We start from the raw sequence: 13,941 nt of genomic DNA, 5'->3' as shown, positions 1-13,941 counted from the left end.
TAAGATCTGCACAGGCCGGTTAACCGGCCTGTGTCTGAAACTTTTCTAACGCCGGATGACGTTAAAGGACATCGTTTAACATGATACCCACACCCACCCGTGTTTGCCTAAAGTTATAGTCAATCATTGACTCACCATAGCCACTGAACACTTGGGTATAGAAACGAACATGCTTGGTGATAGGATAGCTCCAACCCATTTCTGCGCCGCCATAACCGGTATTCCAGTTATAATGGCCATCCACGCTGAATACACTGTCACCCAAGGCATAACCGACTTTCAGACGATAATAACCCATGTATTTATTGATATCCGGGTTGTCATCTTTCTCGTCGCTTTCTGGCAGACGATACCAAGGCTTCAAGTCAATTTCTAAATTGCCACGCTGTGCCATCACACGGGTGTAAACACGGTCCCAGCTACGTGAGGTTGGATCCGCTTTACCGTTAGACTGGTGGTTATAACCAAACTCTACTTCACGGAAAGTCCAGCCCGCCAACTCGTAATCAGTTGCCCATGCCAGGAACAGTTGCGGTTCATAGTTTGTTTCGCGGAATGGCGAGGACTCATCACTATTGGATGCCTGCCACCAAGAACGTTGAGTATAAGAAGCACCCAGTAATGAGTTATCACCGGCAATACCACGCCAAATAGGGAAACCTAAACTCAGTTGGAATTTAACTTCATCTCTCTTGGCATTTTCAGCCCAATCATAAGAGCTAATAGCATCTTTATTGATATTACTGGTATAGGTATATAACAGATAGTTTGTTTCATATGGATAAAGCAGAAACGGATTATCGTGATCCTGCAACATTGCCGCAATAATACTACCACGCACCTCAGGTGCATCATGAATCTTCTCAACCGTTGCAGCTTCTGCCTGTGCCAACGTTGGCACCAGTAACAGCGCTATCAGTATCCGCCAAAATCTTCCCATTATTCCCCCATCACCTTACGGATTATTTCTATTTGTAATGAAAACAGCTCATTCTACACACAAATGTTATCTGAGATTAGTGTTGTTTATATTTATGGCTTAACGGCTGGAAAACAACAAAGCAGAAGCATAAAATAAACAATTCGTTAACTCACACTATGATTGCTTATCGGCAACCAAGAAGAGAATAGGGAAAAATGCCAGCAACAACTTTAACGTTAGAGGATGCTCGCCGCATGATTGGCGAAGTATTTGTGTATCACATGCCATTTAACCGTGAGCTTGGTCTGCGATTAACCCGTTTCGAGCAAGATTACGCCGAGATTGCTTTCGATAATAATGACAAGTTAGTTGGCAATATTGCACAACAAATTTTGCATGGTGGCGTTATTGCCGCAGTGCTGGATGTGGCTGCCGGACTGGTGTGCGTTGGGAATAGCCTGGTACGCCATGAACCGCTCATTAAAGAACAATTGCAAATATATCTGGCTAAAATGGGCACTATCGATCTGCGTGTTGACTATCTACGCCCCGGCCGCGGCAAACATTTTATTGCCAGCAGCAGTATTTTGCGCAGTGGCAATAAAGTGTCGGTTGCCCGGGTTGAGCTGCATAATGAAAGCCAAATGCACATCGCTAGCGCAACGGCAACTTATCTGGTTGGCTGATTTACCCGTCAGCGGTGATGATTCGTAACGCGAAGTTAAGTACACTCACCGCATCTCCTTTCTTGTCCCGAGCTACACCATGGATAAACAACGAACCCGTCAGGGCATTTTATTTGCTCTGGCAGCCTATTTTATTTGGGGTATTGCCCCAGCTTATTTCAAGCTCATCCAGCAGGTGCCGGCTGATGAAATTTTGACTCATCGGATTATCTGGTCATTTTTCTTTATGTTGATCCTGCTAACTGTTAGCCGCAATTGGCCACAGGTACGCAGTGCCTGTAGAAACGGCAAACGCCTGTTATTGCTAGCAGTTACTGCTGTGTTGATTGCCAGTAACTGGCTGTTGTTTATCTGGGCGGTAAACCACAATCATATGCTGGAAGCCAGTTTGGGCTATTTCATTAACCCGCTAGTAAATGTGTTATTCGGCATGTTGTTTCTGGGTGAGCGTTTTCGTCGCATGCAGTGGGTTGCGGTGGCATTAGCGTTCGGCGGGGTATTGATTCAATTATGGCAGTTTGGCTCGCTACCGATAATCGCCCTGGGACTCGCGATAAGCTTTGCTTTATACGGTCTGATTCGTAAAAAACTCGGGATAGATGCCCAAACCGGCATGCTGGTGGAAACTATGTGGCTATTGCCGATAGCAGCGGTGTATCTGTTCTTTATTGCCGATAGCCCAACCAGCCACATGAGCACCAATGCGTGGTCGCTTAACCTGTTATTGGCAGCAGCCGGGGTGATTACCACTATCCCGCTACTGTTCTTCACCGCCGCCGCCACTCGCTTAAAACTATCGACATTGGGCTTTTTCCAATACCTCGGGCCAACGTTGATGTTTATTCTGGCGGTAACCTTCTACGGCGAAACCATTGGCAACGATAAAATGGTGACTTTCGCCTTTATCTGGGCGGCACTGTTGCTGTTCACATTGGATGCGCTCTACACCCAACGTAAGCGCCGCGCCTAGATATCAAGCCGACAAAACATGCCCGGTTACTCATCGAGTTATGATATTGATAACCAAAGAACTTGAAGTTGCAGGTAGGCTGCCAGTGAACTCATCCCGATGAGCTTACACAGTCAAGTGATTCGGGTGCGTGAACGCAGCTAACACCCCTGCAGCTTCAAGGGCGAAGGTTAGGTTAGAGCCAGTTCTTGCGCTTGAAATAGAGATACGGTGCTAAACCCGCGATAATCATCAAACTGATCGCGCCCGGATAGCCAAATGACCAGCGCAATTCCGGCATAAACTCAAAGTTCATCCCGTAGCTGGATGCCACCAGTGTTGGCGGCAGGAACACCACCGATACCACCGAGAAGATCTTGATAATCCGGTTCTGCTCGATATTGATAAAGCCCATTGCTGCCTGCATCAGGAAGTTAACCTTCTGGAACAGGGATTCATTGTGTGGCAATAGGGATTCGATATCGCGCAATACCTCACGGGCTTGCTCCAGTTGACCACTCGGCAAGCGGGCTTTACGTACCAGGAAATTCAGTGCTCGCTGGGTATCCATCAGACACAAGCGCACTTTCCAGCCGATATCTTCCTGTTCCGCTAAGGTAGACAACGCGGCGTCATATTCATCACCTTGCTGCCCTTCCATAATGACGCGACTTAAGGCTTCCAAATCGCTATAAATGTTTTCGATTTCATCGGCTAGCTGCTCAATTTTGGTTTCGAACAGATCCAGCAACAGCTCATAGGCATTGCCATCAACCAGTGTTTGGTTACGCGCCCGCATCCGATATAAACGAAAAGCCGGTAACTCGCGCTCACGCAGGGTATACAGGCGACCATCACGGATGGTAAATGCCACGGTTGAGTTACCCGCATGGTCTTCAGCATCTTCATAATAGAAGAAGGAGTGGATATGCAGGCCATCCTCATCTTCAAAGAAGCGAGCGGAAGCCTCGATGTCGTCCAACTCTGGCCGGGTCGCCAGGCTTTGCCCTAACTCAGACTGGACGCGTTCGCGCTCCCCTTCTTCCGGTTCAACTAAGTCGACCCAAATTGATGAGGTCAGATCATCTGACTCATCTGATTCATCCAGCTCCAAACGGGATAAGCGATTGTTACTTAATTTAAATGCGCTCAGCATGTGCCAAAACTCCCTTGCGGTGATGGATAGGGATAACGCATTGAAGCACAGAAACAGCGAGGTATTGAGAAATACTCTATGTTTCAGACCATAAGGAGATCTGACTCACAGCGACGGCTTAGCGGGGCCGCTGACAACCACGAAGGCTATCAGCAAATATGAGGATAGCCTTAGAAGTTGCACCATATGAACAGGTTATTGAGCCAGTATCTACTGGGTGTGTCCAAGGCGAATGTCCTCATCAAGAATAGTGCGCGCATGTTACGCCGAGAAGAAAAAGACTGTCAACCGGTTAAAAGTAGTTAATAGCTGAGCTTTATTTTTAGTTGTTACGGACACAACAGGCGATAACACATCTTGGCGGCAGCTATTTGGCATGAACTGGCTAAAAAGCAAAAAAAAACCGAAGCCAACATCGACTTCGGTTTTGTGTATCCTGCATCTTCATTTAGCCAAAAACCGGCAAAATTCACAAAACAGGCTTTCCCTTTGGTATTGGCAAAATATCAACGCTTTATATTTTTAAACTGTTTGGTGGTGTCCGTTAGTGCAATTTCAGTCGGCAGACGTTCCATCGAACTGGCACCATAAAAACCGTCACATTGCGGGCAGTTATCCATAATGTATTGGGCATCTTCTGGTGAGGAAATTGGCCCACCGTGGCACAGCACAATGATATCTTCACGTACCGCTTTTGCCGCCGCAGCCCAGTCATTAATCAGAGGCACACAGTCCGCCAGTTTCAGTGCCGTGTCCGCACCGATGTTACCGCCAGTCGTCAGCCCCATATGTGGCACAATAATGTCAGCACCCGCTTGTGTCATGGCAACCGCATCGGCGGCACTGAAAACATAAGGGGTGGTCAGTAAATCTTTTTCGTGAGCCAGGCGGATCATATCCACTTCCAAGCCATAACCCATGCCGGTCTCTTCCAGATTGGCACGGAAGTTACCGTCAATTAACCCAACGGTTGGGAAGTTCTGCACGCCAGAAAAACCCAATGCTTTCAATTGGTCCAAAAAGTGATCGAACTGACAGAATGGGTCAGTACCATTCACTCCCGCCAGCACTGGCGTATTTTTGACTACCGGCAGCACTTCTTTGGCCATATCGACCACGATTTCATTGGCATTCCCGTAGGCCAGCAAACCTGCCAGCGACCCACGCCCCGCCATACGATAGCGGCCTGAGTTATAGATAACGATAAGATCAATTCCACCAGCCTCTTCACATTTAGCTGACAGCCCTGTGCCCGCACCGCCACCGATAATCGGCTCACGGCGGGCAATCATTTCCCGAAATTTGGCTAAAATGGCCTGGCGTTGAAATTTTGGCATATGTTTCTCCACGAATAAAATGGCCCTAATGGGATGGGCTCTTTGTTATTTCTTTAAAGTTTTCTACTGCGGCCTGGGCAAATTCTGGGTCATTGATGTTGAACGGATAGTGCACCAAGCGGCGTTTATCAGTTTGAATGACGGTCTCTTCCAGCGTATCAATAAAGGCTTTCAACGCTTTTTCATCCCAGAATGGCTGGCCCGGCGCATCCAATGCTGAGAATCCGCCGGCTGGAATTAAGAAGCGCACTTCACCCTGACAACGATTGAGCTTTTCACCAATCCAGCGTGCCATTTGAATATTCTCTTGCTCGGTGGTGCGCATCAGTGTCACTTGGGCGTTATGTTTATAGAACAAGCGATCGGCATATTTAGCCGGAATAGTTGCCGGGCTGCCGAAGTTGACCATATCCAATGCACCGCAAGAGCCGACATACGGGATGTTGCTGTGAGCAATAGCATCGAAGCGTTCCGGCCCACAGGCCAATACCCCGTCAAATAACAGGTCGCAGACCTCGGTGGTGGTCAGATCAAGTGCCCCCGCCAGCAAGCCACTTTCGGCCAGTTTTTCCATGGCTTTGCCGCCGCTACCTGTGGCGTGGAATACCAAACAGTCATATTCGTCTGATAATGCGGCACTGACGGCCTGAATACAGGGAGTTGTCACACCAAACATGGTCAAGCCCAGCGCCGGTTTATCATCAACCAGTAACTCTTCTTTGGCGAAATAGACTGCTCCGGCAATCTGGTGAGCCGCATTACTCAGTACACGACGAGAAATACGGTTAAGCCCGGCAATATCGGTGACGGAATACATCATGGCGATATCACTGGCACCGATGTAACCTGAAACATCACCAGAAGCCATGGTAGATACCATCAGTTTAGGAATACCAATCGGTAAGCTTTGCATCGCCGGTGTAATCAGCGCGGTGCCGCCGGAACCTCCCAGACCTAATAACGCGGCCACATCATCACGGCTGGCAATAAAACGCTCAAAAGCGACGGCCATTGCACTTATCGCCCGCCCCCTATCACCACAGAACACCGCCTGACGCCCATCCGGGTGATAGCCCGCTACTGTCTCGGCAGAGATATCTGCGCCACTGGCTCGTTGGCCTTCTTTAGTCGATAAATCCACCGTGACCGTTGTTAGCCCGGTTGCTTTAATCAATTCACTGACATACGTCAGCTCTTCGCCTTTGGTATCTGTGGTAGTCGCGATAAAAATATGACGAGGCATCTGAACATCCTTCTATGAATGCGCGTGTAGCTCACTTCTTTTTATTGGAAGTTTATTTTCTACTTACAGCCGAACAACGAAGCGAGTTGGTTAAGATAGAATCATATTGAGACTAGAGTATCATTTTCGCAAAGGGTACTGCTGTTTTTTGAGACTGGAGTCTCAAAATTAGTTTGCAGGTGAAATGCATTCATGGCGATTTGTGCGGTCGGTTTGTTATAGTGAGCGCAGATACTCGTTATTGACCATGGAGTGACCGTGCATAATCAGGATAAACAGGAGCGCGCCTCTCCATCACTGACCACCATCAAAGCCAGAACCCGGCGGTTACTGATCGATACGGCGATGTCGATGTATGAACAAGGGACATTTCCGTCGATAACAGACGTAGCAAATGCGGCGCAACTCTCGCGCGCTACGGCTTATCGTTATTTCCCGACGCAAAGTGCGTTGGTTTCTGCCATGGTCGATGAAAGCCTTGGGCCGATATTGGCATGGCAGCCTACCCAACCAGATGCCCGGCAACGCATTGCGGAACTGCTCTCTTTTGCTTATCCACGCATGTTGCAACACGAAGGTGTACTTCGTGCCGCGCTGCATCTGTCATTGCAACAATGGGCGGCTGACCGCAGCAATCCTAACAGTGAAGAGAAGTTGGTGCGTGGTAACCGTAAGCGGTTATTGAAGCTGGCTGTCGAGCCGCTGGAAGGGAAGTTGTCACCGGAAGCCTTGCAACGGGTGATCTATGCTTTCTCGTTAATCTATGGCTCAGAAGTGTTTATGGTGCTGAAAGATATTTGGCATTTGGATGATGCGGGTATTCAAGATGTGACGCAGTGGATGGGGAAAGCGATTTTGTTGCAGGCTGAAACCGATGCCAGGCAAGCGCCTCAGGATGAGAGCCGCTAATGCCGCGGCTACATTAATTACCCAAAGTTATTGGCGTTGCAGCAAGGCAGCAAATGAACGCATCCCGATGAGCTTACACAGTCAAGTGATTCGGGTAAGTGAGTGCCGCTAACGCCGCTGCGGCGTCAAGACCGCAGGGTAAATTTATACAGCCTCTAATCGGGCGTAAGCCGCGACCAACCACTTAATCCCCTCTCCGGGGAAAGCGATTTGCAACCGGCTGTGTTCGCCGCTACCTTCCAGATTAACCACGGTACCTTCACCAAATTTAGGGTGACGCACCCGTTGACCCAGTGAGAAACCACTGTCATTTTCATTCATCGGCGTCCCCATATTGCGGTGGTTAACCGGGCGAGAAACCGTTGCACGTAGCCGTACTTCTTCGACGCATTCCTGCGGCAGTTCGCCGATAAAACGGGATGGCCGATGATTCACTTCTTTGCCGTACAGACGGCGGCTCTCTGCATAGCAAAGAGTCAGTTTCTGCATCGCGCGGGTGACCCCAACATAGGCCAGTCGGCGCTCTTCTTCCAAGCGGCCACCTTCATCCAGTGACATCTGGCTCGGGAACATCCCCTCTTCCATACCCACAATGAACACCTGTGGGAACTCCAAGCCTTTCGCGGAATGGAGAGTCATTAATTGCACTGCATCCTGATAAGCATCGGCCTGCCCCTCTCCCGCTTCCAGCGCCGCATGAGACAAAAATGCCTGTAGTGGCATCAGATCCTGATCTTCATCCTGATAACTGTATTGGCGGGTCGCATTGACCAACTCTTCAAGGTTCTCAACGCGCGCCTGACCTTTTTCACCTTTTTCTTGTTCGTACATCGACCACAAACCGGAATCACGAATCACCCGGTCACTTTGGACATGCAACGGCATATCCGCCGTTTCATGAGCCAGGGAGTCGACCAGCTCAACAAACCGTTGCAGTGCAGAGGCTGCGCGGCCTGCCAGCACTTTTTCCTGCAACATGGCACGGGTTGATTGCCACAGCGTTAGCTGACGGTCACGGGCGGTTTGGCGCACCACATCTAAGGTACGATCGCCAATACCGCGAGTAGGTGTATTGACCACTCGCTCAAAAGCAGCATCATCATTACGGTTGGAAATTAGCCGCAAATAAGCCAGTGCATCTTTAATCTCCTGACGGTCGAAGAAGCGCTGACCGCCATAAATACGGTACGGCATCGCGGTCTGCAATAGTGCTTCTTCCAAAACGCGCGATTGGGCGTTGCTACGATACAAGATGGCACAATCATTCAGAGCACCACCGTTGTCCTGCCAGGCTTTGATGCGGTTAACCACAAAGCGCGCCTCATCCAGTTCGTTAAAGGCGCAATAGAGTGAGATCGGTTCGCCTTCGGCACCGTCCGTCCACAGATTTTTCCCCATGCGGCCATCATTATTGGCAATCAGGGTATTTGCTGCCGTCAAAATATTGCTGGTAGAACGGTAATTCTGCTCCAACCGGATGGTTTCAGCGCCGGGGAAATCTTTCAAAAAGCGCTGGATATTTTCCACCTGCGCCCCACGCCAGCCATAGATTGATTGGTCATCGTCACCGACAATCATCACATTAGAACGGTCGCCTGCCAGCAGACGAATCCAGGCGTATTGGATATTGTTAGTATCCTGAAACTCATCCACCAAAATGTTGGTGAAGCGTTCACGATAATGATTAAGAATATGGGGTTTGTTTAGCCACAATTCGTGTGCTCGCAGCAACAGCTCGGCAAAATCCACCAGACCGGCGCGGTCACAAGCTTCCTGATACGCCTGATAGATACGCAGCCAGGTGGCTTCAACCGGATTGCCATAGCTCTCAATATGCTGTGGTCGTAATCCTTCGTCTTTTTTGCCGTTGATGTACCACATCGCCTGACGCGGTGGCCATTGTTTATCATCTAAATTCAGTGCTTTAACCAACCGCTTTAATAACCGTAGCTGGTCGTCGCTGTCGAGAATCTGAAAATCCTGCGGCAAGTTGGCATCCATATGGTGAGCGCGCAGCAAGCGGTGCGCCAACCCATGGAAAGTCCCAATCCACATTCCGCCCTGACTGGTGCCAATCAAGTGTTCAATACGGTGGCGCATTTCGGCCGCCGCTTTATTGGTGAACGTCACTGCGATAATTGAGTACGGAGACGCATTTTCTACTGATAACAACCAGGCAATGCGATGAACCAGCACCCGGGTTTTGCCACTGCCTGCACCGGCCAGGACCAACAGGTTGCAGCGTGGCGCAGCCACGGCTTCGCGTTGTTTTTCATTCAGGCTGTCGAGCAGATCAGAAACGTCCATAGGCACCGTTTATCGGGTAAGGGAAAATAGCGAAATCGCCGAGTATTCGGGTATTTTGCCACCATTCCACTGTGAATTTATACAGATTTATTGCAGGGGATTATAGCAATGCTGTCAGGGAAGCCAACTGAGAAATCTCAATATGTGGCAATAAGCGGCTATCACTGGCTGTCATCAGGTTCTGCTGACGGTCATTAATCCAGCAAGCCTGCATACCGCAACGTAGCGCGCCGGCGACATCGGTAGTCAAATCATCACCCACATGCAGAATCTGTTTGAGTGGGATATCCAGATGGTTTGCCGCTTTATGGTACATATCGCGAAAAGGCTTGGCACGGCCATGGGGGCCGGAACGCAGCACAAACTGGAAGTATCGATCCAGACCACAGGCTTTAGGATCGGCATTGCCATTGGTGATAGCCACCAGCGGATAATGCTCCGCCAGCGCGCTCAAAGTGTCATGGGTGGCCGCTGGCACATAAATACGGCTACGCCATAGGGCAAAATTCTCCATGGCTGCATCAGCGCCACATTGCGCCTCAGACTTACTTAAGCCATGACGTATCAAGCCCAGTTCAATCGCATGCCAACGCCACTGGGTAACATCGTGGTAGATGCCCGGGTCCTGCGCCAGCAATTCAGCGCGAAAACGGTGAAAATCAGCGGCCTGTAACTGCGCCAGATTGGGATGATACTGCTGTAAGAATGCCACCGACTCTTGTTCAGTGCGGGTAATCACTGGCCGATTATCATACAGGGTGTCATCCAAATCGAAGCTAATGGCGGAAATACTCTCGAGTGGGCGATAAAAATGCATCAGGATTTGCCTCGTTTGGCGCGTGGATGAGCAGCATCATACACTGTCGCCAGATGTTGAAAGTCGAGATGAGTATAAATTTGTGTGGTCGTCAGATTGGCGTGGCCCAGTAGCTCCTGCACCGCGCGCAAATCACCACTGGATTCCAACATGTGAGTGGCGAAAGAGTGGCGCAATTTGTGTGGGTGAATATGGCTGCTGACACCTTGCTTTACACCCCATTCGGCAAAGCGTTTTTGCACATTGCGCGCTGAAATTCGCTTACCGGTATTGGCTAAAAAGATAGCATCGTCAACAGGTTCAAATAACTCGCGCAGTTCCAGCCAATGCTGTAACCAGGTCACTGCGGTCCTGCCAATCGGTACTTTACGCTCTTTACTGCCTTTCCCCATCACCCAGACTTCACCGCTGGCTAAATCTACGTGTTTGCAGTTCATGCCAACCAGTTCGGATAGACGCAAACCCGCGCCATACATCACTTCCAGCATCGCCCGATCACGGACCGCCAAGGGATCATTGAGGTCGATATCCAACAGTTTATCGACCTCATCGACATCGATGTTTTTTGGCAGATGGCGGCCTGAACGCGGTGTACTCACCCCTTTTGCGGGGTTGGCCTGCAATACGCCCTGACTCACCAGCCAATCAAGAAAGCTGCGCAAAGCTGAGAGGCGCAGCGCAAGGCTTGAGGAATGTAAACCGGCACGTTTACTGCGAGAAACCAGTGACCGCACCTGAGCCGCGTCAAGCTGCTGCCAGTGCGCCAGGCCCATTTGCTCGCCCATTTCCATGAGTGCCTGTAGCTGGCGTCGATAACTGGTAATAGTCAGTGGACTGAGCTGACGCTCAACTTTGAGATAACGCAAGAAAGCCTCTACCTGCGGGGCAAGTGAGGCACTGAATTCGGTCATACCGGCTCTATCCAACGCTCCAGCAGGCTCGGCAATAACGTCGATAACTGATTCAGCATCACGGTACCCATGCCCTGCTGATAATGTTGCGTATCACGGCTGCTGAAGATAATGACACCTAGATCGCCATCTTTGCCCAGTAACGAGAGTGCGACCGACCCTACCTGCTTGGCCTGAGGCAATAACAACAGCAGTTCCGGCCCGTTCAAACCGCCCAGATAATGGTTATCGCTCCCCAAACGCTGAATACGTAGTGGCTCGAAGGCGTGACGGGCAAGTGCCAAATGGGTGAAATCAGACGGCGCACCAATATGCCAGCGGTCACTGAATAAGCGCACATTAGCACCTGCCAAGCCGAAGTCGCGTGCCCAGCGCTGCAAGCGATTAAGCATATCTTGCAAGCTGCTGGCCGCAGCCAAATTGCTTTGTAGTTGCAGCAAGCGATTAAACAACACTTCATTCAAGCCCGCCTGCTCCATTAGCAAGGTGATCTCTTCTTCCAACTGACCAATCTGATTACGTTGTCGCCCTAGCTGCCACTCCACCAGCGAGACACTGCCGCGAACAGGATGAGGAATATGCATCTGTTCGACCAGACGGGCATTGCGGATAAAAAAGTCAGGGTTTTGCAATAAGTACTGCATGACAGCATCGTCGTCCAACTCGATGCCAGCTAACGCCTGCTCCTCATAACTTTTCATTTAATACCCGCCATAATGAATATTTATACCCTAAATAATTCGAGTTGCATGAAGGCGGCCAACACACATGCAGCTTGAAGTATGACGGGTATACTATAAATGAATGAAGCCATCATACACATGTGTTGCCGGCCCGGTCATATACAGTGGGTGGCCCGGCCCTTTCCAACTGATATGCAAGCTGCCACCTGGCAGTTCAACATGAACCTCTTCAGCCAACAACTCTTGCTGGATCCCCACCGCCACTGCTGCACAAGCACCGCTACCACAGGCTTGCGTTTCGCCAGCACCGCGCTCATATACCCGTAAGTGTATATGCTCGCGGCTAACCACCTGCATAAAACCAATATTAGCCCGTTCGGGGAAGCGCTCATGGCTTTCCAATACTGGACCCAGCAAGGCAACATTAGCAACCGAAACATCATCAACCTGCATCACACAGTGAGGATTGCCCATTGATACCACGCCGCACAACACCGTATGTTCCGCCGCGCGTAAAATGTAGGTTTTCTCTGCTTTAGTTGCTCTGAAAGGCACCGTTTGCGGGTCAAAATTGGGTTCGCCCATATTGACACAAACCAGCTCGTCTTCAGTAACACTCAATATCATGCGGCCAGTTTGGGTACTCACACTGATATCACGTTTATTGGTCAACCCTTTCAACCGAACAAACCGGGCAAAACAACGTGCACCATTGCCACACTGAGAAACTTCGCTGCCATCGGCATTAAAAATACGGTAGTGAAAATCCAGCTCAGGATCATAAGGCGGTTCAACCACCAGCATCTGATCAAAGCCCACGCCAGTGTGCCGGTCTGCTAATCGACGAATTAACTCCGGCGAAAAGTAAACATTTTGGGTAACTGCATCGACAACCATAAAGTCGTTGCCAAGACCGTGCATTTTGGAGAACTGCATTTCATACTCCGCTGACTTTCATTTACCGGCTAAATTTGGCACGGGCAAATTAAATACTGACTCAATCTGGCTGCGATAAAAATAATTACTGCGGCCCGGCAATAGATTTTGTCTGGTTGGTACCTGACAGGTCCTGCTGGTTTCGCTCTACCTGACCACTATCCGGTTGCGCGGTTTCTACTTTTGGTTTGTCAGCGGGTGGAAAATATAACGGGCCTTTCAAGCCACAACCCGCCAGTGCGAATACCATCATCGCAGCCAGCGGCCAACATAATTCTTTTTTCATTTTTAACGCCTGTAAATTGTTTTAGCACCTATTATACCCAAAGAATCTGGCGTTGCAGGTTGGCCGCAAACGAATCCCAATGCGCTTACATCGGTAATTGATTCGGGTGAGTGCACACTGCTAACCCCTGCGGCTTCAAGTATGAAGGGTATAATCGCATTAATACTTGTGATTCATGCGTTCATGCTCTCTATAATCGCAGGTGGATCATGAAAAGCAATAGGAATCGAATATGAACGATAGCGAGTTTCATCAGTTAGCCGATCAATTGATGCTTTACATTGAAGAGACACTGGATGGTTTTAGCGGCGATAGTGATGTCGATTATGAAACTAATGGCGGGGTGATGACCCTGACATTCGAAAATGGCAGTAAGATTGTTATCAACCGCCAAGAGCCACTGCATCAGGTATGGTTGGCGACTAAAGCAGGTGGTTACCATTTCAATTATCGTGAAGGCCACTGGTATTGCTCACGCAGCGGCGAAGAGTTCTTCGCCAAATTATCGCAAGCGGCTAGCGCGCAGGCGGGTGAAGAGGTGAGTTTTATCTAGTCGCATGCGGCTTCAAGGACACAAGTCATTCCCCAAAGTCATTGGAGTTGCAGGTAGGCAGCCAGCAAACGCATCCTGATGAGCTGACTCAAGTCAGTGATTCGGGTAAGAGCGCGCAGCTAACACCCCTGCGGCTTCAAGGACACAAGTCATTCTCCAAAGTCATTGAAGTTGCAGGTAGGCAGCCAGCAAACGCATCCTGATGAGCTGACTCAAGTCAGTGATTCGGGTAAGAGCGCGCAGCTA

At 49.7% G+C, this 13,941-nt stretch carries 14 protein-coding genes; 4 read left to right on the top strand and 10 right to left on the bottom strand.

The window, feature by feature from the left end; translation table 11 throughout:
• Positions 1–61 precede the first annotated feature (61 nt).
• Positions 62–940, bottom strand: coding sequence for a phospholipase A (pldA, locus tag V1952_RS02085; protein WP_083161924.1), 879 nt, complete (start codon positions 938–940; stop codon positions 62–64).
• 197 nt (positions 941–1,137) lie between these two features.
• Here pldA and V1952_RS02080 point away from each other — a divergent pair, with 197 nt between their 5' ends.
• Both V1952_RS02080 and rarD read left to right on the top strand, forming a co-directional pair.
• Positions 1,138–1,608, top strand: coding sequence for a thioesterase family protein (locus V1952_RS02080; RefSeq protein WP_372560065.1), 471 nt, complete (start codon positions 1,138–1,140; stop codon positions 1,606–1,608).
• A gap of 79 nt (positions 1,609–1,687) precedes the next feature.
• Positions 1,688–2,578 carry an EamA family transporter RarD gene (gene rarD, locus V1952_RS02075; protein ID WP_083161919.1) on the top strand — a complete coding sequence of 297 codons (891 nt, stop codon included), beginning with the start codon at positions 1,688–1,690 and terminating at the stop codon, positions 2,576–2,578.
• 175 nt (positions 2,579–2,753) lie between these two features.
• On the opposite strand, the gene corA is transcribed toward rarD, so the two are convergent.
• From corA to V1952_RS02060, 3 genes are all read right to left on the bottom strand, one after another.
• On the bottom strand, positions 2,754–3,713 hold the full coding sequence (gene corA / locus V1952_RS02070; RefSeq protein ID WP_005188027.1) for a magnesium/cobalt transporter CorA: 960 nt from the start codon (positions 3,711–3,713) through the stop codon (positions 2,754–2,756).
• Positions 3,714–4,219: 506 nt separating this feature from the next.
• Positions 4,220–5,050, bottom strand: coding sequence for a phosphoenolpyruvate hydrolase family protein (locus V1952_RS02065; RefSeq protein WP_083161917.1), 831 nt, complete (start codon positions 5,048–5,050; stop codon positions 4,220–4,222).
• Between the two features lie 25 nt (positions 5,051–5,075).
• Positions 5,076–6,293: a Tm-1-like ATP-binding domain-containing protein gene (locus V1952_RS02060; RefSeq protein WP_420074256.1), complete on the bottom strand. Its 1,218-nt coding sequence runs from the start codon at positions 6,291–6,293 to the stop codon at positions 5,076–5,078.
• Positions 6,294–6,551: 258 nt separating this feature from the next.
• Here V1952_RS02060 and V1952_RS02055 point away from each other — a divergent pair, with 258 nt between their 5' ends.
• A complete protein-coding gene (locus V1952_RS02055) occupies positions 6,552–7,202 on the top strand; it encodes a TetR/AcrR family transcriptional regulator (protein ID WP_372560067.1) in 651 nt (216 codons plus the stop codon).
• A 144-nt stretch (positions 7,203–7,346) separates the two neighbouring features.
• Here V1952_RS02055 and uvrD read toward each other — a convergent pair whose 3' ends face one another.
• From uvrD to lptM, 6 genes are all read right to left on the bottom strand, one after another.
• The gene (gene uvrD / locus V1952_RS02050; RefSeq protein WP_420070851.1) at positions 7,347–9,509 is read right to left on the bottom strand and encodes a DNA helicase II; all 2,163 of its coding nucleotides are present in this window, start codon (positions 9,507–9,509) and stop codon (positions 7,347–7,349) included.
• 100 nt (positions 9,510–9,609) lie between these two features.
• Positions 9,610–10,326, bottom strand: coding sequence for a 5-amino-6-(5-phospho-D-ribitylamino)uracil phosphatase YigB (yigB, locus tag V1952_RS02045; RefSeq protein WP_083161913.1), 717 nt, complete (start codon positions 10,324–10,326; stop codon positions 9,610–9,612).
• Entirely contained in the window at positions 10,326–11,237 is a 912-nt protein-coding gene (gene xerC / locus V1952_RS02040) for a tyrosine recombinase XerC (protein WP_420074255.1), read from the bottom strand. Before xerC ends, yigB begins: the two co-directional genes overlap by 1 nt.
• A complete protein-coding gene (locus V1952_RS02035) occupies positions 11,234–11,938 on the bottom strand; it encodes a DUF484 domain-containing protein (RefSeq protein WP_083161909.1) in 705 nt (234 codons plus the stop codon). Before V1952_RS02035 ends, xerC begins: the two co-directional genes overlap by 4 nt.
• Positions 11,939–12,031: 93 nt before the next feature.
• On the bottom strand, positions 12,032–12,856 hold the full coding sequence (gene dapF, locus V1952_RS02030; protein WP_372560070.1) for a diaminopimelate epimerase: 825 nt from the start codon (positions 12,854–12,856) through the stop codon (positions 12,032–12,034).
• Between the two features lie 85 nt (positions 12,857–12,941).
• Entirely contained in the window at positions 12,942–13,142 is a 201-nt protein-coding gene (lptM, locus tag V1952_RS02025) for an LPS translocon maturation chaperone LptM (protein WP_083161905.1), read from the bottom strand.
• Positions 13,143–13,374: 232 nt separating this feature from the next.
• Here lptM and cyaY point away from each other — a divergent pair, with 232 nt between their 5' ends.
• Positions 13,375–13,695: an iron donor protein CyaY gene (gene cyaY / locus V1952_RS02020; RefSeq protein WP_083161903.1), complete on the top strand. Its 321-nt coding sequence runs from the start codon at positions 13,375–13,377 to the stop codon at positions 13,693–13,695.
• Positions 13,696–13,941 lie beyond the last annotated feature (246 nt).

The sequence above is a fragment of the Yersinia sp. 2542 StPb PI genome (assembly GCF_048593855.1).
Classification (GTDB): Bacteria; Pseudomonadota; Gammaproteobacteria; order Enterobacterales; family Enterobacteriaceae; genus Yersinia; species Yersinia enterocolitica_E.
This window is presented reverse-complemented; position numbering and strand designations above follow the sequence as displayed.

Coding starts and splice junctions, on each gene's coding strand:
- pldA (WP_083161924.1), bottom strand. CDS start 940: ATGGGAAGATTTTGGCGGATACTGATAGCGCTGTTACTGGTGCCAACG.
- V1952_RS02080 (WP_372560065.1), top strand. CDS start 1,138: ATGCCAGCAACAACTTTAACGTTAGAGGATGCTCGCCGCATGATTGGC.
- rarD (WP_083161919.1), top strand. CDS start 1,688: ATGGATAAACAACGAACCCGTCAGGGCATTTTATTTGCTCTGGCAGCC.
- corA (WP_005188027.1), bottom strand. CDS start 3,713: ATGCTGAGCGCATTTAAATTAAGTAACAATCGCTTATCCCGTTTGGAG.
- V1952_RS02065 (WP_083161917.1), bottom strand. CDS start 5,050: ATGCCAAAATTTCAACGCCAGGCCATTTTAGCCAAATTTCGGGAAATG.
- V1952_RS02060 (WP_420074256.1), bottom strand. CDS start 6,293: ATGCCTCGTCATATTTTTATCGCGACTACCACAGATACCAAAGGCGAA.
- uvrD (WP_420070851.1), bottom strand. CDS start 9,509: ATGGACGTTTCTGATCTGCTCGACAGCCTGAATGAAAAACAACGCGAA.
- yigB (WP_083161913.1), bottom strand. CDS start 10,326: ATGCATTTTTATCGCCCACTCGAGAGTATTTCCGCCATTAGCTTCGAT.
- xerC (WP_420074255.1), bottom strand. CDS start 11,237: ATGACCGAATTCAGTGCCTCACTTGCCCCGCAGGTAGAGGCTTTCTTG.
- V1952_RS02035 (WP_083161909.1), bottom strand. CDS start 11,938: ATGAAAAGTTATGAGGAGCAGGCGTTAGCTGGCATCGAGTTGGACGAC.
- dapF (WP_372560070.1), bottom strand. CDS start 12,856: ATGCAGTTCTCCAAAATGCACGGTCTTGGCAACGACTTTATGGTTGTC.
- lptM (WP_083161905.1), bottom strand. CDS start 13,142: ATGAAAAAAGAATTATGTTGGCCGCTGGCTGCGATGATGGTATTCGCA.
- cyaY (WP_083161903.1), top strand. CDS start 13,375: ATGAACGATAGCGAGTTTCATCAGTTAGCCGATCAATTGATGCTTTAC.